Annotated in this window: 20 protein-coding genes; 5 read left to right on the top strand and 15 right to left on the bottom strand. The window is 62.1% G+C overall.

Annotated elements, in window-relative coordinates:
* Positions 1-101 precede the first annotated feature (101 nt).
* From AC1Z36_RS05515 to AC1Z36_RS05500, 4 genes are all read right to left on the bottom strand, one after another.
* Complete coding sequence (locus AC1Z36_RS05515; RefSeq protein ID WP_105656218.1) at positions 102-1,517, bottom strand: dihydrolipoamide acetyltransferase family protein; 1,416 nt, start codon at positions 1,515-1,517, stop codon at positions 102-104.
* A 20-nt stretch (positions 1,518-1,537) separates the two neighbouring features.
* Complete coding sequence (locus tag AC1Z36_RS05510; protein ID WP_105656217.1) at positions 1,538-2,515, bottom strand: alpha-ketoacid dehydrogenase subunit beta; 978 nt, start codon at positions 2,513-2,515, stop codon at positions 1,538-1,540.
* Positions 2,516-3,658 (bottom strand): pyruvate dehydrogenase (acetyl-transferring) E1 component subunit alpha, encoded by a 1,143-nt coding sequence (pdhA, locus tag AC1Z36_RS05505; protein WP_105656216.1) that lies wholly within the window; start codon positions 3,656-3,658, stop codon positions 2,516-2,518. It abuts the gene before it with no gap.
* Between the two features lie 127 nt (positions 3,659-3,785).
* Positions 3,786-4,895, bottom strand: a complete 1,110-nt coding sequence (locus AC1Z36_RS05500; RefSeq protein WP_483561791.1) for a histidinol-phosphate transaminase — start codon at positions 4,893-4,895, stop codon at positions 3,786-3,788.
* Positions 4,896-4,977: 82 nt separating this feature from the next.
* Here AC1Z36_RS05500 and AC1Z36_RS05495 point away from each other — a divergent pair, with 82 nt between their 5' ends.
* Positions 4,978-5,364 carry a phage holin family protein gene (locus tag AC1Z36_RS05495; RefSeq protein WP_105656214.1) on the top strand — a complete coding sequence of 129 codons (387 nt, stop codon included), beginning with the start codon at positions 4,978-4,980 and terminating at the stop codon, positions 5,362-5,364.
* A gap of 182 nt (positions 5,365-5,546) precedes the next feature.
* On the opposite strand, the gene AC1Z36_RS05490 is transcribed toward AC1Z36_RS05495, so the two are convergent.
* Together AC1Z36_RS05490 and AC1Z36_RS05485 are read right to left on the bottom strand one after the other, a co-directional pair.
* Entirely contained in the window at positions 5,547-6,896 is a 1,350-nt protein-coding gene (locus AC1Z36_RS05490; RefSeq protein WP_105656213.1) for a hypothetical protein, read from the bottom strand.
* A 2-nt stretch (positions 6,897-6,898) separates the two neighbouring features.
* Positions 6,899-7,330: a hypothetical protein gene (locus AC1Z36_RS05485; RefSeq protein ID WP_105662028.1), complete on the bottom strand. Its 432-nt coding sequence runs from the start codon at positions 7,328-7,330 to the stop codon at positions 6,899-6,901.
* On the opposite strand from AC1Z36_RS05485, the gene purB reads away from it, so the two are divergent.
* Positions 7,311-8,720 (top strand): adenylosuccinate lyase, encoded by a 1,410-nt coding sequence (gene purB / locus AC1Z36_RS05480; RefSeq protein ID WP_105656211.1) that lies wholly within the window; start codon positions 7,311-7,313, stop codon positions 8,718-8,720. The genes AC1Z36_RS05485 and purB overlap by 20 nt on opposite strands.
* A gap of 278 nt (positions 8,721-8,998) precedes the next feature.
* Here the strand turns inward: purB and AC1Z36_RS05475 are convergent, their stop codons facing one another.
* The 6 genes from AC1Z36_RS05475 to AC1Z36_RS05450 form a co-directional block, all read right to left on the bottom strand.
* The gene (locus AC1Z36_RS05475) at positions 8,999-9,619 is read right to left on the bottom strand and encodes a hypothetical protein (RefSeq protein ID WP_105662030.1); all 621 of its coding nucleotides are present in this window, start codon (positions 9,617-9,619) and stop codon (positions 8,999-9,001) included.
* Positions 9,616-10,218, bottom strand: a complete 603-nt coding sequence (locus AC1Z36_RS05470) for a hypothetical protein (protein ID WP_105656209.1) — start codon at positions 10,216-10,218, stop codon at positions 9,616-9,618. The genes AC1Z36_RS05475 and AC1Z36_RS05470 overlap by 4 nt, the downstream gene beginning before the upstream one ends.
* The gene (locus AC1Z36_RS05465) at positions 10,215-10,841 is read right to left on the bottom strand and encodes a hypothetical protein (RefSeq protein WP_146112212.1); all 627 of its coding nucleotides are present in this window, start codon (positions 10,839-10,841) and stop codon (positions 10,215-10,217) included. The genes AC1Z36_RS05470 and AC1Z36_RS05465 overlap by 4 nt, the downstream gene beginning before the upstream one ends.
* Before the next feature lie 64 nt (positions 10,842-10,905).
* Positions 10,906-12,291, bottom strand: a complete 1,386-nt coding sequence (locus AC1Z36_RS05460) for a hypothetical protein (protein ID WP_105656207.1) — start codon at positions 12,289-12,291, stop codon at positions 10,906-10,908.
* Between the two features lie 18 nt (positions 12,292-12,309).
* Positions 12,310-12,633 (bottom strand): hypothetical protein, encoded by a 324-nt coding sequence (locus tag AC1Z36_RS05455; RefSeq protein ID WP_105656206.1) that lies wholly within the window; start codon positions 12,631-12,633, stop codon positions 12,310-12,312.
* 133 nt (positions 12,634-12,766) lie between these two features.
* Complete coding sequence (locus AC1Z36_RS05450; protein ID WP_066141890.1) at positions 12,767-13,054, bottom strand: WXG100 family type VII secretion target; 288 nt, start codon at positions 13,052-13,054, stop codon at positions 12,767-12,769.
* Positions 13,055-13,199: 145 nt separating this feature from the next.
* Here AC1Z36_RS05450 and AC1Z36_RS05445 point away from each other — a divergent pair, with 145 nt between their 5' ends.
* Together AC1Z36_RS05445 and AC1Z36_RS05440 are read left to right on the top strand one after the other, a co-directional pair.
* Positions 13,200-14,246 carry an RDD family protein gene (locus AC1Z36_RS05445; protein ID WP_105656205.1) on the top strand — a complete coding sequence of 349 codons (1,047 nt, stop codon included), beginning with the start codon at positions 13,200-13,202 and terminating at the stop codon, positions 14,244-14,246.
* The gene (locus tag AC1Z36_RS05440) at positions 14,243-18,697 is read left to right on the top strand and encodes an FtsK/SpoIIIE domain-containing protein (RefSeq protein ID WP_483561790.1); all 4,455 of its coding nucleotides are present in this window, start codon (positions 14,243-14,245) and stop codon (positions 18,695-18,697) included. Before AC1Z36_RS05445 ends, AC1Z36_RS05440 begins: the two co-directional genes overlap by 4 nt.
* A gap of 22 nt (positions 18,698-18,719) precedes the next feature.
* Here the strand turns inward: AC1Z36_RS05440 and AC1Z36_RS05435 are convergent, their stop codons facing one another.
* Entirely contained in the window at positions 18,720-20,168 is a 1,449-nt protein-coding gene (locus AC1Z36_RS05435; protein ID WP_105656203.1) for an amino acid permease, read from the bottom strand.
* A gap of 130 nt (positions 20,169-20,298) precedes the next feature.
* On the opposite strand from AC1Z36_RS05435, the gene mmuM reads away from it, so the two are divergent.
* Positions 20,299-21,246, top strand: a complete 948-nt coding sequence (gene mmuM / locus AC1Z36_RS05430) for a homocysteine S-methyltransferase (RefSeq protein ID WP_286134047.1) — start codon at positions 20,299-20,301, stop codon at positions 21,244-21,246.
* Positions 21,247-21,358: 112 nt separating this feature from the next.
* On the opposite strand, the gene AC1Z36_RS05425 is transcribed toward mmuM, so the two are convergent.
* Both AC1Z36_RS05425 and xdhC read right to left on the bottom strand, forming a co-directional pair.
* A complete protein-coding gene (locus tag AC1Z36_RS05425; RefSeq protein WP_105656202.1) occupies positions 21,359-22,123 on the bottom strand; it encodes a hypothetical protein in 765 nt (254 codons plus the stop codon).
* Positions 22,124-22,249: 126 nt separating this feature from the next.
* Complete coding sequence (xdhC, locus tag AC1Z36_RS05420; protein WP_105656201.1) at positions 22,250-23,068, bottom strand: xanthine dehydrogenase accessory protein XdhC; 819 nt, start codon at positions 23,066-23,068, stop codon at positions 22,250-22,252.
* Positions 23,069-23,070 lie beyond the last annotated feature (2 nt).

Here is a 23,070-nt window from a genome sequence, read left to right as displayed (position 1 = left end):
TGCTCAAGGAACATTTCGAACCGCAGGGACGACACCGCCCCGCGCAGATCCCCGAAAGGTTCTGCGCGGGGCGGTGGGCTGCCTCGCTGGCCCGGGAGCCCTTAGTCCAGCAGCATCGCCGGTTCCTGCAGGATCGACGCCACGTCGGCCATGAAGCGGGCCGAGAGGTCGCCATCAACCACGCGGTGGTCGAAGGAGCCGCCCAGGGTGGTGATCCAGCGCGGGACCACTTCGCCGTCGATGACCCATGGCTTGTGGCGGATCGTGCCGAAGGCAACGATGGCTACTTCGCCCGGGTTGATGATCGGGGTGCCGGTGTCGATGCCCAGCGCGCCGATGTTGGTGATGCTCAGCGAGCCATCGCGCATGTCCTCGGGACGGGTCTTGCCGGCACGCGCGGTGGTGGCCAGATCGTTCAGGGCGATGGCCAGTTCCTTCATGTTCAGGTTCTGGGCGTCCTTGATATTCGGCACCAGCAGGCCGCGCGGGGTGGCTGCGGCGATGCCCAGGTTCATGAAGCGCTTCTGGTGGATCTCGGCGCCGTTTGCGGTTTCCACCCAGCTGGCGTTCACCGAAGGGTTGCGGGCCGCCGCCCAGATCACGGCACGGGCCAGCACCAGCAGCGGCGAGACCTTGATGCCCTCGAAGTCGCGGGACTTCTTCAGGCGCTGCACGTATTCCATGGTTCGGCTGGCATCCACATCCACGAAGATCGAGACATGCGGTGCGGTGAAGGCCGAGTCGACCATGGCCTTGGCGGTGGCTTTGCGCACGCCGCGCACCGGGGTGCGTTCCACGCGGGCATCGGCCAGCTGGCCGTGGGCCCAATAGGTTGGCGCCGCTGCATGCTCGGCTTCGCGCTGGGCCTGGTAGCTATTGACGTCTTCGCGGGTGATCTCGCCCTGGTTGCCGGTGCCCACCACGTCGTTGATGTCGATGCCCAGCTCCTTGGCCAGCCGGCGTACCGGCGGCTTGGCCAGCACGCGGTCCACGAAGCTCGCCACCGCAGGCTTACGGCGGTCGACTTCGCGGGTCACCGCGGTACCCAGGGACTGCGCGCGGCGCGAGATGGTCTCGGCCAAGGCGGAGCCGGAGGCGCGCACCGCTGCGGTTCGCGCACCGGCCGTCGAAGGAGCGGGGCGGGTGGTGCGTGCCCGGCGCACCGAGGCATCAGCGGTGGGGCCCGATCCGACCAGCGGGCCGGGTTCCTCCGAGGCCTGCGGTGCGGCGGTGCTCAGGGCTTCGGCTGCTTCGGGCACGCCGGTTGGAGGTGCCGCGTTGCCTTCTTCATCGATGGTGATCAGCGGGTTGTCCACGAGTACGGTATCGCCCTCGGCCGCGTGCAATGCGGTGACCACCCCGGCGAAGGGGCAAGGCAGCTCGACCAGCGACTTCGCGGTTTCGATTTCCACGAAAATCTGGTTGACCTCAACGGTGTCGCCCACCTTGACCTTCCAGGAGGCGATATCCGCTTCGGTCAGGCCTTCGCCCACATCGGGGAGATTAAAGACTGTCATTACTACTCCTTGGATTCCGCTTAGTAAGCGAAAGACCGGTCGAGGGCTTCAAGCAACTTGTCGATGTCCGGCAGGTACTGGGACTCCACCTTGGAAATCGGGTAAGGCATGTGGAATCCGCCCACGCGCAGCACTGGGGCTTCCAGCGAGAGGAAGGCGCGCTCGGTGATGCGGGCCGCGATTTCGCCGCCCAGGCCGCCGAAGGTCGGCGCTTCGTGGGTGACAATCAGCCGGCCGGTCTTCTGCACCGATTCGGTAATGGTGTCGAAATCGATCGGCGACAGCGAGCGCAGGTCGATGACCTCGATGGACCGGCCATCTTCCAGCGCGGCATCAGCGGCAGCCAGGGCGATCGGCACCAGCGGGCCGTAGGCGACGATGGTCGCGTCAGTGCCCGGGCGGACCACCTGCGCCTTGAAGGCATCCAGCGCCGGGGTTTCGGTATCGACCTCGCCCTTGAGCCAGTAGCGGCGCTTGGGCTCGAAGAAGATCACCGGGTCCTGGCAGCTGGCTGCCTGCTGGATCATCCAGTAGGCGTCATGCGCGTTGGACGGGGTGATGATGCGCAGGCCCGCGGTGTGGGCGAACAGCGCCTCCGGGGATTCGGAGTGGTGCTCGATGGAGCCGATGCCGCCGCCGTAGGGAATGCGGATGACTACAGGTGTGGTCAGACGCCCCTCGGAGCGGGCGTGCATCTTGGCCAGCTGGGTGGTGATCTGGCTGAAAGCAGGGAAGACGAAGCCGTCGAACTGGATTTCCACCAGCGGGCTGAAACCGCGCAGGGCCATGCCCACGGCGGTGCCGACGATGCCGGCCTCGCCCAGCGGCGAGTCGATGACGCGGTGCTCGCCATACTTGTCGATCAGCCCGTCGGTGATGCGGTAGACGCCACCGAGGCGCCCGATGTCCTCGCCCATCAGCAGGGACTTGCCATCGGATTCCAGCACCTTGTCCAGGCCGCTGGTAATGGCCTTGGCCAGGGTCATTGTGGTGGTCATTTAGTGCTCTCCCTCAGCCGCATCGGCGAATCCTGCTTCGTATTCCAGATGCCAGGCCAGTTCTTCCTGGATCAGTGGATGCGCTTCGGCGTAGACCTGCTCGAAGGACTTGGCCAGCGGCGGGACAGGGAAGGCCATGGCGTCTTCGCGGACCTTGGCAGCCATCGCATCAGCGTCGGCGGCCAGCTGCTCGAAGTAGGCGTCGTCAACCAGGTTGTTCTCGCGCAGGTAGGTTTCCAGGCGGATCAGCGGGTCCTTCGGGGCCCACTGGGCCTCTTCTTCGCTCATGCGGTATTTGGTTGGATCATCGGCGGTGGTGTGCGCGCCGAGGCGGTAGGTGACGGCCTCAATGAGGACCGGGCCCTTGCCGCTGCGTGCGTGTTCCAGTGCCCAGCGGGTGACCGCCAGAACGGCCAGCACGTCGTTGCCATCCACGCGCACTCCCGGCATGCCGTAGCCTGCGGCGCGGTTGACCAGCGGCACCTTGGACTGGACCTCGAAAGGAACGGAAATCGCCCACTGGTTGTTCTGGCAGAAGTAGACCACCGGTGCGTTGAAGGAGCTGGCGAAGACCATGGACTCATGGGTTTCGCCCTCGGTGGAGGAGCCATCGCCGAAGTAGGCGACTACGGCGTTGCCCTCCTTGGCGCGACGGGCTTCATCCCAGCCGCGCTGTTCCATGTTCAAAGCCATTGCGTAGCCGGCGGCATGCGGCATCTGCGCGGCAAGCACCATGGTGTACATGTGGAAGTTGTTTTCCCGGGGATCCCAGCCGCCTCCGGAGATGCCGCGGAACAGGCGCAGCATTTCGGAGAAGGACACATCGCGGGTCAGTGCCACGCCGTGCTCGCGGTAGGTGGGGAAGATGTAGTCGCTTCGGCGGGTGGCACGGCCGGAACCGATCTGCGCCGCTTCCTGCCCGCGCAGCGGGACCCAGAGGCACAACTGGCCCTGGCGCTGCAATGCTGTGGCCTCTTGGTCGAATCGACGGGTCAATGCCATGTCGCGGTAGAAGCCGCGAAGCATGTCATCATCAACGTCACCCAGATACGCATCGTACGTTCCATGGGACTGACGCTGGCCGTCCGGAGTCAGGATCTGAATCAGATCCGGCTCCGTCGCCTCGGTCGCAGCACGCGTCATTTATCATCCTTCGGTCATAAATATGCCCCACACGGAATACATTCCGCATGGGACATATACGGCTTGTCTAATTTCTAAGCCTATAGGCACTGACCGCTAAAACGCGAGAAATCAGCACCAGTTGCCCCTATGCCAGGTCTAGTGATTTCTTGCACAGATCAATAAAACGATCGTTTGCTTCAACTTCGCCGATGGAGACGCGCACTCCTTCGTTCGAGAAGCCGCGCACCGACAGCGCCACGGCGTTTGCCCCCTCGACGAACTCATCGGTCTTTTCGCCCAGCGGAAGCCAGACGAAGTTCGCCTGGGTGGAAGGAATCTTCCAGCCCTGCCCGGCCAGGGCCGAGGCAACTCGTTCGCGTTCCATGACCAAGCCCTCAACGCGCTCAAGCACCTGGTCGATGTGGGCCAGCGAAGCGACCGCGGCATCCTCGGCCACGCTGGAGACGGCAAACGGGGTGGCCACTACGCGGATGTTATCGGTGATCTCCGGGTGGGCCACCGAGTAGCCCACCCTGAGATTCGCCAGGCCGTGAGCCTTCGAGAAAGTGCGCAGGAGAACCACATTTTCGTTCTCGTTGTAGGTATGGATGCCATCCACCGATTTCTCGTCGCGGACGAACTCGGTGTAGGCCTCATCCAGGACAACCAGCACGTTCTTCGGAACCCGTGCCAGGAAGTCATCGACTTCGGCCTGGCTGAGTACCGGACCGGTGGGGTTATTCGGTGTGCACAGCAAGATGACTGAAGTGTTCTCGTTCACCGCTGCGATCATGGATTCCAGATCGTGGCGCCCGTCTTCCAGCAACGGGATTTCAACGGGCAGCGCACCGGCAGTCTGTACGAGGATTGGGTAGGCCTCGAAGGAACGCCACGCATAGATGACTTCATCCTGGATGCCGTCTTCGTTCTGGCCCGCGAAGGCGTTCAGGATCTGCACCAACGCGCCAAGGGAACCGGCCCCGGTCACGATGTCTTCCGCAGGAACGTCCAAGTACTCGGAAAGTGCTTCGCGCAGCTTGGTCGATAGCGGATCAGGGTAGCGATTCAGGCTGGACTGCTCCACGACCGCCCGATGCACAGCGTCCAAGGGACCGAAGGGAATTTCATTCGATGACAGCTTGTAAGCTCTCGCACCTTCAATAGGGGCAGGCGGCTTGCCCGCAGAGTATTTGGGCAAACGTGCAACTACAGAGCGTGGCTGCACCTGATCTTGGGTCACCGGGTTCTCAGTCATACCTCAAAGCCTAGCCCTCACTAAGGGTTTAGCGATATCTGCGGTTCATCCTAATCCCAGATTTCTATGCCAAAGTTAAGGCATGAGCTTTCTGATTCGAGTCATCGTCAATGCGCTTGCCCTCGCCGCCGCCGTCTGGATTGTGCCCGGCCTCAAGATCGTCGCGGCCGGCGAAGGTGCAGTAAGCACGGTCATCGCCTATTTGGCGGTTGGCGCAATCTTCGGATTGGTCAACGCCTTGGTCCGTCCGATCGTCAAGCTGTTCTCCTTGCCAATCACCTGCCTCACCTTGGGCTTGTTCACCATCGTGATTAACGCCCTGATGCTCCTGCTGACTTCATGGCTGACGACCTTCACCCCGATTGAACTGGTCATCGAGCAGTTCTGGTGGGATGCCATCGCCGGCACGATTATCATCTCCATCGTCTCTGCGGTCCTCGGATTGTTCGTCAAGAGCGAGAACGAGTAAGCGGTATTCGACGCAGTACAAGAAGAGGACGGCATCCGACAGGTGCCGTCCTCTTTCGTTAATACCCTATTCGCCGGCCCCGATCAGCGTCCCATCTTCTGCCCTGATCCACAGCACCATTCATCAGCACGGTGATACCCGGTGATGCTGATCCGGCCGGCTGGTTGCAGTTCTTGAGCGCTTTAGTGGCGTGGTGCCATGTGCTTGAGCCGCTCCTTGTCTTCTTCCTTCAGGGGCGGACGTTCTTTTTGCTTGCGCTCCAGCTTGAACATGCGGATTTTCAGCGGGGATTCGGGAAGGTAGAACTGCTTCAGATGCTCTCTGATTTCCAGTTTCGGGTCCTCATCGAGTTCCAGGAGGTGGTCACCGTAATTCTTGAGGTGATGCGACGGGCCAAAGAGCCCGTCTTCGGGCAAGATGTCCTGCATGTGCTCGCGCGGACCTGGGAAAGTGGTGGTGTAGTGCTCGCCCTTGCGGGGATTGGGTCCGCCATCGGTGCCGGGCACCATATCTTTTCGGTCTTCTACGGATAGGCTGCGGACATCCTTTGGCAGATCAATAGTGCCGATGGGAGAACCAAGGGTCAGCACCTTGTTCAGCTTGTACTTGCGCTTCAAGAACTTGTTCTTCGTCAGCTGGGCTACGTGAATGCCTCCTTGCGAGTAGCCGGAAAGGATTACTTCATCGCCCTCTTTCGCTCCGCTGAGCCTTAATGCTTCATCGAGCGGTTCCACAAAATTCTCGGATTCCACCCCGAAGCCGTCAGCGATGCCTTCCGGGCCAAAAGGCGAAGGAACTTCGGCGTCATCCTGCGTCCCCGGAAAGAGCGCGATATAAGTATCATCGTCAGCTTCGACGATCATGATCTTTCCGTTGTTCTCCGTGCCTTCGCCCTCCAGCTTTTCGTGCAGCTGGAAATAGCTTCTCATCTTGCCATCCAGTTCAACCGTCTGAGCTGGATCTTGCCCTGCGAGCTCTATTTCGGTATTCCGGTTTGACCCCAGCAGCCGCATAATCCGCGACAGCGACTTGGCGGTACCTTCGATTTGCTCGGTCAAGGTCATATTCGGCGCCAAGGGCCAGTGCGGGATGTAGGACATCAGCAAGCGCAAAAAGGTCTCCATGCTTTCCCTCGGCGGACGCCAGCCGTTATCGCGGGACTTGGATATGAAGTCCCCGACCAGTACCGCGCTGGTGCTTACGAGCATCATCCGTTCAACTGCGGCTTCGGCAACCTCATAATTCCGCATGGCCGCAGAGACCTTTCCGGTAAGTTCGAACGCTGTGATTTCGCCTTCCCTGGCCTGCTGATAGCTGTCTCTGATCAAATCGCCTAGATGCCCGATGCCATAGCCCCTGGCTTCAATGCCTGCCGCCATGCACTGCAGATTCAGGTCCCCCTGGCAACTGTCCGCAGCCTGCGCGGCCCTGAGTAATGCGTCGGATATGCCATTGATGTCGCGAGCAACCCGCTGGCAGATTTCCCCTGCCTGGGCGTAATCCGGCTCGTTGTAATTGACTTCATATCCCATGGCTACGAGGCCATTCTCTGGTTCATGATTTGCGCTTCGAGGTTTTGGATCTCACGCATGGCAACCCCCAAGTACTCTTCAGCGTTGTTCAGCTCGCCATTGAGCATTTCCAGTCGCTGGCTCAGCTCCTCAACATTGTCTAGAAACGCCTTGCCAGCCTTTGAATTCCAAGTCAATGCCCGGATTGAACCCAACTGTGCGATGGCGAACTTAGTGGTTTTCTGGGCGTCATCGAGCTGACTTGCCACCGTCAGCAGCGTCGCTTGAAACATCATTTCCCTGCTCCGCATCCTTGAGAATTTGTCCACCATCATGGACAGCAACAATGGGGCACCAGCACGTTTGGCGACCGGTTGTGGAAACAGCGGTGAAGTAAAAGATGTGATGTAGCGCCGAGGATGGAAGAATATGAGTATGGCTGAGATTGCGCGCACTTCCCTTGCTAATGAACCACTGGCTTTGACTGCCCTCGACGGACGCTACCGCAGCGCCGTGGCACCGCTGGTCGACTACCTTTCCGAAGCGGCTTTGAACCGCGATCGCGTTCACGTTGAAGTTGAATGGCTGATCCACTTGACCGATAACTCCGTTCTTCCAGGCACCTCCCCGCTTTCTGCGGAACAGAAGGCAGCACTGCGCAAGATCGTCACCGATTTCAACGCTGATTCCGTGAAGGAACTGGCAGAGATCGAAGCTGTCACCGTTCACGATGTGAAAGCTGTCGAGTACTACATCGCCAACCGCCTGGAAGCGATCGGCATTGGCAACCTCAAGCCGCTGGTGCATTTCGGCTGCACCTCTGAAGACATCAACAACCTGTCCTACGCTCTGGGCGTCCAGGGCGGCGTGCAGCAGGTATGGCTGCCGGCAGCCCGCGACCTGGTGGCACAGCTGGCCAAGATGGCCGAGGACTCCCGCGACGTGCCGATGCTCTCGCGCACGCACGGCCAGCCAGCCACCCCAACCACCCTGGGCAAGGAACTGGCAGTTCTGGCGTGGCGCCTGACCCGCCAGCTGGATCGCGTCGAGAAGACCGAGTACCTGGGCAAGATCAACGGCGCTACCGGCACCTATGCTGCCCACTACGCTTCGGTCCCGACCGCTGACTGGCAGCAGATTTCCAAGGACTTCGTTGAGCATCTGGGCCTAGCTTGGAACCCGCTGACCACCCAGATCGAATCCCACGACTGGCAGGCAGAGGTCTACGCAGACATTGCACGCTTCAACAGCATCCTGCACAACCTGTGCACCGATGTCTGGAGCTACATCTCCATCGGCTACTTCGCGCAGATCCCAGTGGCCGGCGCCACCGGATCCTCGACCATGCCGCACAAGGTCAACCCGATCCGCTTCGAGAACGCAGAAGCCAACCTGGAGATCTCCAACGGCCTGCTGAACACCCTCGGTTCCACCCTGGTCACCAGCCGCTGGCAGCGCGACCTGACCGATTCCTCCTCGCAGCGCAACATCGGTACCGCCATCGGCCACTCGGTGCTGGCGATCTCCAACGTTGCCAAGGGCTTGGATCGCCTGTCTGTCGCCGAAGCCGTGCTGGCTGACGACCTGGACCACAACTGGGAGGTTCTCGCAGAGGCCATCCAGATGGTCATGCGCGCCGAGGCTATCGCCGGTGTCGAGGGCATGGACAACCCCTACGAACGACTGAAGGACCTGACCCGCGGCCACCGCGTGGATGCAGCCCGCCTGAAGGAATTCGTTGGCGAACTGGGCCTGTCGGCTGAAGCCGAAACCCGCCTGCAGTCGCTGACCCCGGGCAGCTACAACGGCATCGCTTCGCAGCTGGTTGACCACCTGAAGAAATGACGTCCATTTAGCCGAAATTGCGTAAATAGAAGCGCCGTTGCCCCGGTAAGGTCCGGGTGCAACGGCGCTTCTGTCGTAATGCATGTCGGGCATGATGGCTCAGAACTGCTTGCGTTCGATCAGTGTGCTTTCGATTTTGTGAAACCGACAGCGGACCGCTCCGCTTCTAGCAACGTGCTGAGCCGCAGACCATTACAGCCCCGGGCGTTTTGCAGGGTTCTCAACCGCTTGAAATAACGGTTAGCGGCATCGGCGATGGAGCTCCAGTACGCGGAGATTCAGAACTGCGTAGCTCGTGCCTCGAATACAAGGGGTATGCCGCGTTTTTCGAATTGGTCCAGCATTTGCTCATAAAGGGTCCGGTACTCTATGGCAGGGTAATGGCGAAGCGAAACCCGAACGTATGTCGTTCCATCCTTGGAGTTTCCATTGGGGCCATCCACGGAATCATCAACATAAATTTCCAATGACCGGTTCAGATCGGCTCGGTCCCAAAGGACTTGGACTTTCGCATTATTTACATGCTCGATACCTGTCACCGAGGTAATCGAATCCCAGTTGATCTTGCGACCGCCCCGAACGGTCAGGCCGCTGGCTTTGAATCTCAGGTCGATCGCCTCGTTGCCCTTGCGTGCCGCGCCTTTTAGTGCGGTGACAAGTGCGACGACTCCGAAAATAGCAAGAATGGCTCCGATCACGGTCGGAATTCCTTGCAAAACAATCTGGGATAGATAACTTGATGTCGAGGGTAAATCATTCGCGATTAGATAGATTCCCACGATGCACAGAATCCCGCCCAACAGCACTAGGGAAAACCCCTTGTCGATTCTTGGATATAGATGCAAGGAGTTAGTTACAAAATCTTTGTGTTCGGGGAGCCTGGATCTGGCAGTATTCAATTCTCATCCATTTCACTATCGAATTCATCCTCTTCAAAGTTGACGGCTTCGAAAAAGTCGATCATAGGGTCCATCATGAAGCTCAACGCAGACAGGTCCGAGTCGTAGGCTTCCAGCAGGAATACCAGCCCGTGCGAACGCGCAACGGTCCTCACATGCCCTACGGCAGGCATGACTGCTGTGTCCGCATCTCCTGACCGCGCGTCCATCGCTATGACCGACGTCAACTGGAGAATCTGGCCAACCGACTCCGATTGGTATTCACTGGTTTGGACAGGCGTGGCTGGCTCGTAAATCGGCATGGCCAATTCCGCCAAGCTCTTTTCCGGCTCATCGTCCAGAACTATCAAGTGGGCAGTGCCCAGTGCGTGTCCATCTTCAGGCGAATACCAGAGTGTATGCTCGGCTTCGGCTATCTGGTTGTTCGCCACGTCCAAAGCCAGCTGCTCATAGACCTTCCGCAGCTCAGGATCTTCCGGGATGGCCAATTCCGCAAGGTCCTGTGCCCATTGCTCCGCCGTCTCCCAATTATCTTCAGGAAATGAGCGAGGTACTGGAATCCAGAATTCCAGATCCGGTTCAATCTCGTATGTTGTCATTGAATTGGCACCCATTTGAAAGTTCCCAGTATCGACAAGCCCAACGACCTTAATCCTTCGGCGAATGCCTCACCATTCTCCGACTCAACGTGCGCGTAGGAATAAAGCAACCACAATCCAGCTTTTGGATCCGGATCGATGCTTCCATCCGGCAAAGGACGAGGAACAACCATGTTCAGGCCATTGTTCTTGAGCTCGGGAGCTTCGGCAGTTTGCTCCACGGAAGACCAGAGGTACCAGTCTGCTCCGTCGGCATCTTCGATTTCGATCTGGTTGCCGCCTGCGGCCTTTCGCGCAGCATCCAGCAAAGTGCCGGAGGGCCCCACCTTGAGTGGTGTCAGGATCACGGAAACCGGCATTGCACCGACGGCAAGTTTCTCTACCGGCATTGCGAAGCCAAGTGATCCACGGCGCCTCAAGTACTCGAATGTCTGGTGCATTTGCCGTCGAAGCATCAATACCAGGTCTGCGCGCCCAAGTGCCTTGGGCTCAGCAGTCACCAGCTTCGTCAAAGCCTGCTCGTGCTCCACACTGCTGTTGAATTCGCGCCAACCTGCCGGATAAAGCAAGCTATATCCGATGCCTCGGGGACGCGCCTTCGACGTTGGTGGTGTTGCGCTCATCGTTTCTCCCGCCAATTCAATGTGTAGCTCGGATGTTCACTTTACGGATTGCTCCGCGCCTAAGCTACTTCTCGCGAGTCAAGTCCCAGAGGCTAGGAGGCGCGGTCACTATGACGTTGCCCCGGTCTTCCCAGTTCCCGTGCTTCGCAATCTTTTCCGCCCAGGCCTTAGCTTGGGGACCCACGTCGTCAGGGTTCTTCAGTATGTACGCAGCCATCTCGCGATGCTTTGTCGCGCTTCCCTCCGAGATGTACTTCACGTATGTCTTCCAGTCGCCTTTGAATTCCTTGTTGAAACCATCCAAATACTTATTGCTCTTGCCGGAAACGGTCTGCTGGTACTTTTGCTCGATCTTGCGGTTGTTGCGCCGGATCTTGGCTTTGGTCTGGCGGCTTCCACGGATCGTAGTTTTCGGTGGGCGCTTGGTGCCCGACTTGATGGAAGACCTGACAATGCCGCGCCCCGTGCTGGAACGCGTTTTGCTAAAGGCCTTGATGATGTTCCGAGGTCCCGCTTTGGATCCTGCCTTGATCCCCGAGGGAAATGCCTTGCTTAAGCCGGAGAAGGCTTTTCCAGCAAAACGGCCGAAGGGGATAATTCCGACTACCGCTATCAGCAAACTGGTCCAGTCGCCATCGCCTTGGACCATCTTGATGACCTCGATTGCCACCACGGCAACGGCAGCGATCACCGCAATTGCTGATGCGATCGGTCCCCACACCGGCGAAGTGATGAACAAGGCCGCAATACCCACGCCCAAGGCAATCCAGCCTAGAACCGAACCCAGGGTGGAGAGGAACTTGTCATCGTTGTCCGCGGCTTTGAAGGCATCCTCGATTTCGCCGACTGCCTCATCGTAGGCATCTTCCCAATAGGATACGCGACCGTCGAATTTGCCCCACAGCTCACGCAGTTCTTCTTCGGCTTCTTCGCGCGCAGCGGTTGCTTCTGTCAGGTCGCTTTTGGCTTCCGCTTTTTCCTTGTCGGTCCCTTCGCTGAAGCCGAGGAATCCGTCGGCATCATCTACCGCGCCTTCGGCGGTGTCTTCTTGGCTTCTCTTGGTTTGCACGCTCTGGTGCGCATCCTCGATGTCCGTGATCAGCGCGTTCAAGCTCGTGTACGAATCCACTCCGCCCTCAGCGGTGCACATTTGGAGCGCGCCTTGGACCCGGTCCAAAGCATAGGAATATTTCTTCAGGGCCTGGCCTGTGCCGTCGTATCGGATGGCCGCCTTGCGCAACTCGGGAAATACGTCTCCAGCGTTCTCACGCAGCTTGGCGATAGCTTCAGACTTCAGATCCGACGTCCCGTTACTGATGTCTTCCAGCCTGGCCGCAGAGCGTTCCATCTCCTCGCCCGAGGTGATCAAGTCCTTGGCGCTCCGGAGCAGGTCATCAGGATTTCCGTCGATGAGCTGCAGGGTTGTACCCTTTGGCGATTCCAAGGTCATGTCGTCAACTCTCTCAGTTTACTTAGCTTCTTTGGGGGCATCGGAAGCACGTGAATTCAAGAAGGCCTTCTTCGTTTCCAGATCCCACTCTTCGAATCCATCCTTGATGTCCTTCAAGCCGGTATGCACTCCTTCAAGATTCTTGAGGAGGTCATCTCGGGTATCGTTCCAGTTGTCTTCGAAGTCCTTGACTCGGTCTTTCAGATCGCCTTTGCCCATCGGGTCTCCCACTGAGCCGGCCATGCCCTTGGCAAAGTCAGACGCATTCTCGAAATCCTTAATACTATTGCCTAACTCCGTGACAATTTCTTCCAGGCGCGCCAAATAGATTTCATCGGCCATAGTGCAAACGACTCCTCAGGTATCCAGCGACGACGCTGCAGAACAATTCGGCATTCAAGGATCAGGCGGTGCAAGAAAAATGTGGCCGCCCGTAATTTCCCAAGGCGGCCACATTACCCCGTAAAAAACGGTCCTACTTGCCAGCCATGGAACGGTCGGTGTCCTGGATCTGCTCCATCATGTCGCGCAGGGCGATGGCCATGTCATTAATGCCGTCGAAAGCCTTCTTCAAGCCATCGTTCAGGTCCTTGTAGCCTTCGCCGAACTGGCCCGAAGCGTGCTCGGTGGTGAAGTCTTCGCCCAGCAGCTTGTCCACGCCGGACTGCAGCTGCTCAAGAACGCCATCCAGGTCTTCGCGCCCGGTATCAAGCTTCGATGCCATGGCTTCCATTTCGCCGTAATTGGCCTTGAAATCAGTCACAACAATGCTCCTCAACTCGTCGACTGGCCCGCTTGCCGGGCCACTCTAGTTCGTTCACAGTCTAGAATAATGTGGCAGATGGCCTCCGTTCAATGGGGAGAACTCCCCGTGGCAGGCCGGTATTGAACTGAAGTAGAAAGGTCCCATGGACGTCGTTTCAGCAGCAGCCCTCGCCAAATCCTCCACCCTCGGAATGCGGCCGGCCGAAGCACGCCTGCGCATTTGGTCCTACCTTATCGACTACGCTGTTTCGCTGGCGGCGTTGCTGCCCGCCGGCATCGGCTACGTGATCTTCCGGGTTACCGGGCAGTATTCCACCGTTCCGCTCGTCCTGTCCGCGGTCAGCGCATTGCTGCTGCTGGTCTACCTGATCATCTTGATCGCGATGAACAGCCGCAAGGGCTCTTCTCCCGGCAAGTCCGCGATGCGACTGCGCGCCACCGGACTGGGCCGCTTCGCCGCACCGGGTTTCCCCCGCGTCATGGTCGCGTCTTTTGTCTTCCTGCTTAGCCATCTCCTCCCGCTCATTGGCCCCGTCCTGCTACTGGCCTCCTGCCTGTTCGACAAAGAGCACCGCCGCAGCTGGCTGGACAAGATTGCCCAGACCTATGTAGTCGATGTGCGCAATGGACTGGACCCCACCAACCCGCGGGCGCTGGCCCGTGCCGAATACCTGCTTTCGCGCCCGGACCGGGATATCTCCGAGCATCTGCCGTCATTGGGAACGATCGAAGACGACGCCGGGCGCGAAGAAGCCGCCGTGCCTTCGCGTGCCCGGTCCACCGCTGGCATTGTCGGAGCGCAGAACAGCGACTGGCATTCGCCTTCGGAGCAAGGTCTGGGAATCGTCCGCCGCGCGGCCTTCGCCTTCGACGACGGGTCCTACATCCCGGTTCCCGAATCCGGGCTGATCGGGCGTGCGCCCCAGGCCACCGCGGACACCGGCAATGAACTGCTGGTCGCGCTGAAGGACCCGGAACGTCTGATGTCCAAAACGCATCTGGCCTTCGGCTGCGACGGGGCGAATGCCTGGATCATGGATCTGGGATCCAGCAATGGCACCCAGGTCATCGTCGCCTCCCGCGCCCCGCACAATGCACCGCCCCATGTCCGCCTGCATCTGAATGACGGTGACGTCGTCCAAGTCGGCAGCCGCACCTTCCGCATTACCTTCCAGGAGACCGCCAAGTGAAAATCAAGGCCACGCTCAGGCGACCGGACACCAGCACCGTGGACGTCATCCTGACCTGCGATGCGACCGCCACCGTGGGAGATGCCGCCCGCGCCCTGGCCGGGGAGCAGGTTCCCGAGCATCCCACGCTGCTGGCCACGGCCACCGGCACCGCCCCGGTGCAGCTCGATCCGCACACCCCGCTGGCCGAAGCGGAACTGGGTTCGGGCTTCGCCATCGAAGTCGTGCCGACTACCGACGCCTTCGTCTCGGGCGGCTCGGCGGCCGCGGTGCTGCGAGTAGCCAACGGCCCGGATGCCGGCATGGCCTTCGCGCTGCCCGCCGGCACCTCCTATGTGGGGCGCTCGGAGAAGGCCACCGTGGTGCTCAACGACCGCATGGTCTCCACCCGGCATGCGCGCATCGAGGTGGGCAGCAAGATCGAGCTGGTGGACCTGAACTCCGCCAACGGCATCCTAGTGGATGGCGGGTTGGCCCAGCGCGTCTCGGTGATCCCCGGCCAGCTGATCACCCTGGGCGCCACGGATGTCTACTTCGAGCTGCTGCACGGGACCGCCACGGGGCAGTCCCCGGTCTACGAGATGGGCGGCTCGATCCTCTTCAACCGCTCCCCGCGGGTGGAGATCCGCTACCCCGGCGAGGAACTGCCTCGCCCGGCGATCCCGCAGGAAGCCAGCCCCAAGCTCTTCCCCTGGCCGATGATCTTCGCACCGCTGATAATGGGCTTGACCATTTTCTCGCTGACCCAGCGCGCGCTGTCGCTAATTGTAGTGCTGGTCTCGCCGCTGATGATGCTGGGCAACCTGATCGGCCAGCGCACCCAGAACAACAACAAGCTGCGCCTGGAAATCGAGACCTTCGAACGGCAATTCGAGGCATTGGAAGATGGCCTGCTGGCCGGGGAGGAAGCCGAACGCGCCCACCGGCGCAGCGAAGCCCCAGCCACCGCAACGGTCTTCGAGCAGGCCGAGTCCCTGGGCCAGCTGCTCTGGACCCGGCGCCCGGAGCACTGGAATTTCCTCTCCCTGCGGCTGGGCTCGGGAACCGCCCGCAGCCGCACCACCGTGGCCCCGTTGGCGGACCGGGCAGGACTGCAGGAATACGTCGAACGGGTCGAAGCGCTCACCGAGCAATACCGGATGATCGACGATGTGCCGATCATCGAGCTGCTGCCCTCTGCCGGCGCCATCGGCATTGCCGGGCCCCGGCTGCAGTCCGCCGATGTCCTGCGCTCGCTGGCCGTGCAGCTTTTCGGCCTGCACGCCCCCAACGACCTGTGCACCGCCGCGATCATCGACCCGGCCTGGACCGGGGACCTGGAATGGTTCAAGTGGCTGCCGCACACCACCGGGCCGCGCTCCCCGCTGGCCCAGCTGGCGCTGGCCGATACGCAGACCTCGGGCACCGTGCTGCTCAACGCCCTGGAAGAGCTCATCGCCCGGCGCAACGACCCGGCCTCCTACCGGCTGGGCCCGCTGTCCACCCGCAACTCCTCCATGGAGCTGGGCAAGGAAGCCGGCGAGCAGAACACCAGCCTGCCGGTAGCCAAGGACCTCTCGCTGGTGCTGTTCGTCAGCAATGACGCCCCGGTGGACCGCGCCCGGCTCTCGCAGATCATCGAGCGCGGACCGGCCGTGGGCATCTACACGATTTTCGTGGCCCCCACCGTCCAGTCCCTGCCCGCGGCCTGCCGCACCTTCGTGGATGTCACCCGGGGCCTGGAGGATGCCCGCGTGGGCTGGGTGCGCGCCGGCGAAGAAGCCCGCCAGGTGACCGTGGAAGGGGTCTCGCGCGAGCATGCAGAGCACTTCGCCCGTCGGCTGGCTCCGATCGTTGACTCCAGCTCGCTGGTCCCGGACTCTTCGGATATCCCGGACTCGGTGTCGCTGCTGCGCATCCTGGGCACTGATCTGGCCGAAGCACCGGACGCGGTGCTCGAGCGCTGGAAGCAGAACAACTCGGTGATCGACCGCGCCGCCACCGGGCCCCGGCCGCGGCTCAAGCGCGCCGGAACCCTGCGCGCCTACATCGGCCAGAGCACCCCGGATGCGATGAGCCTGGATCTGCGCACCCAGGGCCCGCACGCCCTGGTAGGCGGCACCACCGGCTCGGGCAAGTCCGAATTCCTGCAGGCCTGGGTACTGGCGATGGCCGCCGAATACAGCCCCGACCGGGTCACCTTCCTCTTCGTGGATTACAAGGGCGGCTCGGCCTTCGCCGACTGCGTGGACCTGCCGCACTGCGTCGGGCTGGTCACCGACCTCTCCCCGCACCTGGTCCGCCGCGCGCTGACCAGCCTGCGTGCCGAGCTGCACCACCGCGAGAAGCTCTTCCACCGCAAGAAGGCCAAGGACCTGCTGGAGCTGGAAAAGCGCCAGGACCCGGAGACCCCTCCGGCCCTGGTCCTGGTGGTCGACGAGTTCGCCGCCCTGGCCGGGGAGGTCCCGGAATTCGTGGACGGCGTAGTGGACATCGCCCAGCGCGGCCGTTCATTGGGAATCCACCTGATCCTGGCCACCCAGCGCCCGGCCGGGGTGATCAAGGACAACCTGCGCGCCAATACCAACCTGCGCGTGGCCCTGCGCATGGCCGACGCCGCCGACTCCAATGACGTGGTGGAGGACCCCATCGCCGCCGGCTTCGATCCGTCGCTGCCCGGCCGCGGCATCGCCAAGACCGGCCCGGGCCGGCTGGTGCCCTTCCAGTCCGGCTACGCCGGAGGCTGGACCACCGACGAGCCCGAAACGGCCGAAGTGCGGGTGGAGGACCTGCGCTTCGGCGGCGCGCGCGTCTGGGAGCAACCCGAATCGGGGACACCGGACATCGAGGAGAACAGCGGCCCGAACGACCAGAAGCGCCTGGTCTCCAGCTTCATCGCGGCATCCAACGGGGCCGGGATCCCGGCACCGCGCCGGCCATGGCTCGATGATCTCTCGGCCACTGTGGACTTGCGCGAGCTCGCCCCGGATTCGGACAGCCGGATCCCGCTGGCCCTGGCCGACATCCCCGAGCACCAGGCCCAGGAAACTGCTTGGTTCGAACCCGATACCGACGGCCACCTGCTGGTCTACGGCACCTCCGGCGCGGGCAAGTCGGCGGCCCTGCGCAGCATCGCGATCGCCGCGGGAGCCAACCCTTCGGCCGGCACCGCAGCGGTGTACGCGCTGGAATTCGGCACCAGCTCGCTGCGGTCGCTCGATCCGCTGCCGCATGTCGGCGCGGTGATCGGCGGCGATGACGTGGAGCGCATCCAGCGCGTCTTCCGCATCCTGGCCGAGCACCTCGATGAGCGCTCGGCCCGGTACGCGGCCGCGAACGCCGCCTCCTTGAGCGAATACCGCCAGGTCACCGGCGACTTGTCCGAACCGCGCATCTTCTTGCTGATCGACGGCTTCGGCCAGTTCCGCAGCGACTGGGAGCTGGGCCACGGCCGCGGCGAGTACTACCAGGTGTTCATGCGCATCGTGGGCGAAGGCCGCCCGCTGGGCGTGCACGTGGTCACCACCGCCGACCGCTTCGGCGCGGTGCCCACCGCGATCAGCGCGAACATCACCCAGCGCGTGGTGCTGCGCATGGCCGACGAGCAGGCCTACAACGTGCTGGGCGTGGCCAAGGATGTGCTGGGCGAACGCAGTGCCCCGGGTCGCGCCATCATCAAGGGCCACGAGGCGCAGATCGCCGTGCTGGGCGGCACCGCGAACGTGGCCGAGCAGACCGCGCTGACTACCAGCTGGGCCCAAGAGCTGGCAGCTTCCGGTGCCCTGCAGGCGGCCGGAGTCGAGTCGCTGCCGCAGGAATTCTCCGCGGCGGCGCTGCCCGACACGGTCAACGGGCAGCCGGCCATCGGCCTGTCGGATGCCACCCTCGCACCCTGCGGCTTCGAGCCCATCGGCACCTTCGTCATCGCCGGGCCGCCGCAAAGCGGGAAGACCAACACCATGCGCGCCATGGTCACCGCGCTGGAACGCGCCAACCCGGCCACCCAGTTCTTCCACATTGGCGGCCGGCGCGCCGAGCTGCGCGGCTGGCGGACTTGGAACGGCGCGGCCTCGGGCCCGGCTCAGACCCGGCAGTTCGCCAAGGACATGCTGGATCTGGTCGCCGACGATTCCATGCCGGGCAAGATCGTGTTCGTTGTGGAGAACTTCACCGAGTTCGCCGATTCGGATGCCGAGCGCCCGCTCAAGGAACTGCTCAAGGCCATCAACCGCTCCGACCACTTCCTGATCGCCGACGGAGACATCAACGCGTTCTCCTCCAGCTTCGGACTGCTCGGCGAACTGAAGTCCAACCGCCACGGCATCGCGCTCAAGCCCGACGCCTACGACGGGGACTCGCTGTTCAAGGTGCCCTTCCCGCGCGTCAAGCGCCACGAATTCCCGCCGGGCCGCGGATTCATGGTGCAAAACGGGCAACGCACACTGGTCCACCTTCCACTCGTGGAACAGTAGGGCCGCAGGACTCTGCGCCGGTTCAGTTTCCCGCGAACGATCCCGCACTTTCGGCTTCACGCTGCGGGCTGAACACCCCAGCGCCATGGCGCCAGCGGTAATAGGCCAAGCAGGCAAGGGTGAACGGAACACCGAAGTACAGTGCTGGACGCTGCACTGGATCAAAAGCCACGCCCACCAGCGAAGCGCCAAGCAGCACCAAGGCGATGATCGGCAGAATCGGGAACAATGGTGCCCGATAGGGCAGGGAATCGGTGGATCCATGCAGGGCTACGTAGTGCCGGCGGAACGACAGATGCGATGCACAGATCACGATCCACACCGCTACTACCGCAAACCCGGCAATGGATACCAAAGCCATGAAGAGCGACTGCGCCGCGATGAAGCTGGAGAACAGCGATACCAGTCCGCCGAGGATCGACAGGCTCAGGGCCAGCATCGGAATGCCCCTGCTGTTGGTCTTGGACAGGGCTTTGGGCGCCTGGCCTGCGGCTCCCATGGAATGCAGCATGCGAGCGCATGAGTACAGTCCGGAGTTGCCTGCCGAGAGCAGGGCGGTGATGATCACGAAGTTCATGATGTCCGCACCGGCTGGCAGGCCGGCGACATCCAGGACCGTGACGAACGGACTCTCATTCGCGCCCGCCTCGGCAAACGGGATAATTGCGGCTACGACCACGATGGCACCGATGAAGAACACCGCCAAGCGAACCACGGCGGTGCGGATGGCCCGCGGAATGCTCAGCTGCGGGTTCTTCGCCTCGCCGGCCGCTACGCCGATCAGCTCGGTACCGCTGAATGCGTAGAACACCGAGAGGACGGTGACCAGTACTCCGGTAATCCCCGCAGGGAACAGTCCCCCTTCGGTGCTGAAGTTGGACAGGCCAATCACGCCGGCGTCACTGGCCGGGTTGATGCCGATGATCGTGGCGGCGCCAACGACAATCACCAGCAGCACCGCCGCCACCTTGATCAGCGCAAACCAGAATTCGGTTTCGCCGAAGACCCGCGATGAAGTCGCATTCAGCGCAAACAGCAAAGCAGCGAAAACCAGTGAGAAGACCCAGACGGAAATCGAGGGGAACCAACGTTGCATCAGCAGCCCGGCTGCGGTGAATTCGCTGGCCAGGGCTACCGCCCAGCACAGCCAGTAGAGCCACGCCGTAGCAAAACCCCACGCTGGTCCAAGATCACGGGTGGCGTGTGCATGGAATCCTCCTGCCACCGGATGCCGCGCCGATAGCTCTCCCAGCCCGCTCATCACCATGTAGGCCACCAAGGCTCCGACTGCATAGGCCAGCACCGCGCCCAGCGGCCCGGCTTGGGCAATGGTGTATCCGGAGGAAACGAACAGGCCCGAGCCGATCACCCCGCCCAAAGCGATCATCACCAGATGACGCGAGGTCATGGTTCTTAGCAGTCCGGAATCGGCTGGTGCAGTCTCGTTGGTGCTGACGATGCTCTCGGTCATGGGGCTCCTTGTGGAATGAATGCGCTTGCAGGATATCGAGCTTGGACGGCAGTCCCGGACGGGCATGTCATCTGTGGTCACACGGCGTCAAGGTCGGTCATCCAAGCACTCGCCGTGTACCCTCGATGACGTGCATATCCCAAACCACCCCAGCAATTTCCGTGACGCATTGCGCGCCGAAGGCAGCCCGCCAATCATCCTCGACGGCGGTCTCGGCACCCATCTGGCCGATCGCGGCAATGACGTGACCGGGCACCTGTGGTCAGCGCAGATCCTCATGGACCGCCCCGAAGAGGTCCGCGCGGCACACCAGGACTTTTTCGCTGCCGGCGCCCAAGTTGCCACGACCTGCTCCTACCAGGTCAGCTATGACGGCCTGGCTCAGGTGGGCTCCGAGCAGAAGATGGAACAAATGCTGCGCACCAGCGTGCGCCTGGCGCGAGAAGCCTCCAGCGCTGGGCGCACGGACACAGCACGCTGGGTGGCCGCCTCGGTGGGGCCCTACGGTGCCGGGCCGGGCGCCGGGACCGAATACGACGGCGCCTATCGCAAGACGGCCTCCGAGCTGGCTAACTGGCACCGCAAGCGCTTGGAAATCCTGGCTGATGCCGGTGCCGATCTGGTCATCTTTGAAACCGTGCCCAGCCTGGCAGAAGCAGAAGCATTGACCGTATTGGCTCGGGAGCTGCAACTGCCGGCGTTGCTCAGCCTTGCGGTGCGCGCCGATGACCAAGGCCGAGTGGTTCTGGGTGATGGCACCGATCTGCGAGTCGTAGCCGGAATCGTTCAGGAATCCGGCGTGTGGGACGCAGTCGGCGTGAACTGCTGTCCGGTACCCCAAGCGGTGGCCGCGTTGCAGATCCTGGGAGAAGAAACCGGCTTGCCGCTGTCGGCCTACCCGAATAGCGGTGAAATTTGGGACCACGAAGCTCGTGTGTGGGTCCCAGGAACTGAAGGCAGTGATTTGCCCGGAGCGGTTCCCGAACTCGTGGCCGCAGGCGCTCGCCTGATCGGCGGTTGCTGCCAGGTCACCCCGGGACAGATCACCCGGGTCCGCGAAGCCGTCCAGCTCGGCTAAAGCCCGTCCAGGCACTTCGGCTTCCGCTGAGCCAGCGGCTTGTCCGTAGCCCTGGACAGTGCGCGAAAAAGCCGGCAGCAACACGCAGTTGCTGCCGGCTTGAGACCAGTTACTAGAACTCGAAGTCGCCGAAGTCCCCACCGGCACCGCCGAGGAAGTCCCCGAACATGCCTTCGGCCTGGCCGCCCAGGCCTTCACCGGCCGCGGAGAGCTGTTCCCCGGCACCGGATACGGTATCGCCCAGGCCCTCGGCCATGGAACCGAACTCTTCGCCGATGCCGGCGAAACCATCAAGCAGCGGTCCAGCAATGGCCGTGCCGATGAACGCACCTGCCACGCCGCCGAGCAGGCCAACACCCAAGCCGCCGGCCGCGCCGGCAGCCATGCCCATGCCCCGTCCCTTGCCGCCGGAACCCAAGATCTTGTCCATGAACCCGGGACGCGACATCTCCGCGCGGGTTGCCGAACGGGCCAGGTCCCTTGGGTCCTGGCTCATCGGGCGTTCTGCTGGCGGCAACTGCTCGGAGAGTTCATGATGCAGCAGTTCGCGTTGCTGCGGGGTCAGCCGGGCGAAAGCCTCGGCGTGGGCGCGTTCCATATCCTGCGGCGGAGCGGTACGGAGCATGTAGCGGTACTTCTCGATCGCGGCCTGATCCTCGCGCGACGGTGCCGAGGCCGGCTGGTTGCCGTAGCCGCGCTCGCCGTAGTTCTGGTGCTGCGGCTGCTGCTGGTAGCCGCCGGGATTCTGCTGGTAGCCGCGTTGCTGGTTATTGGAGCCGCGCTGATTGCTATTGGAGCCGCGCTGGTTGAGCTGTTCCCGGACGTACTCGCCGGCCATTTGCTTGCCCTTGCGCAGCAGCTTGTCGAACATGGACATGGAATTGGCCTCCTAGACGTTGCGGGCGCGGTGCACGAAGCACCGCTCTCCCCTGTTTAAACTCCCCGGCATTGCTCCTTGTTCCCCACGTTAGACAATTCTCATAATCGCCCGTCGGCCCCGCATCTAGGCGCTGCGCACCGGCTGCTTTGCCCCGGACGTGATCCTCGCCAGCAAGTCGGCAGCCACGGACACCGCAATCACCGCCGGCTGCTTGCCCCGCACCTGCTCGATCCCAATGGGGCACTGGATCGCCGCGATCTGTTCGTCGCTGAAGCCGCTGGCACGCAGATTCTTCTGGAAGCGGGCCCACTTGGCACTCGACCCGATCAATCCAATCGATCCCAAGCCCGGGTGGCGCAACGCGGCATCGCACAGGTGGAAATCCTCGGCATGATCGTGCGTCATGATCAGCACGTGCGTTCCCCCAGGCAGGCAGCTGAGCACCTGCTCCCCGAGCACCGCCACCGCCGAATGGATCCGCGCCACGCTGGGTTCAAGGGCCGGCAGGTCCTCCAGGAATTCCGGGCGCGAATCAACCAGATGCAGCTCCAGGTCATGGCGGGCGAGAATGCGGGCCAATTCCATTCCCACATTTCCCACCCCGAAGATCGCCACCGTGGCAGGAACCGGCAAGGGCTCTAGCAGCACCGTGATCTCGCCGCCGCAGCATTGCCTGCCGTACTTGGCCGGGGCCTTGTCGCTGAGCTTCATGGTGATGCTCTGCGGCTGGTTCCCGCCCGCGCTGATCATCTGCCGGGCCCGTTCCATGGCCGCCATTTCCAGGTTGCCCCCGCCGATGGTTCCGAAGATCTCCTGGCTGGCAATCACCATTTTCGCGCCGGCCTCGCGTGGGGCATGCCCGCGCACCGCGGTGATGGTGGCCAGCACCGCGGGACGCCGTTCATTGCGCAGCGCGGTGACAGCTTCAATCCACGACAGCATGG

This window comes from Glutamicibacter sp. BS14 (assembly GCF_056934375.1).
Note: the sequence above shows the minus strand (reverse complement) of the source record. Positions and strands in the feature narration are given on the sequence as shown.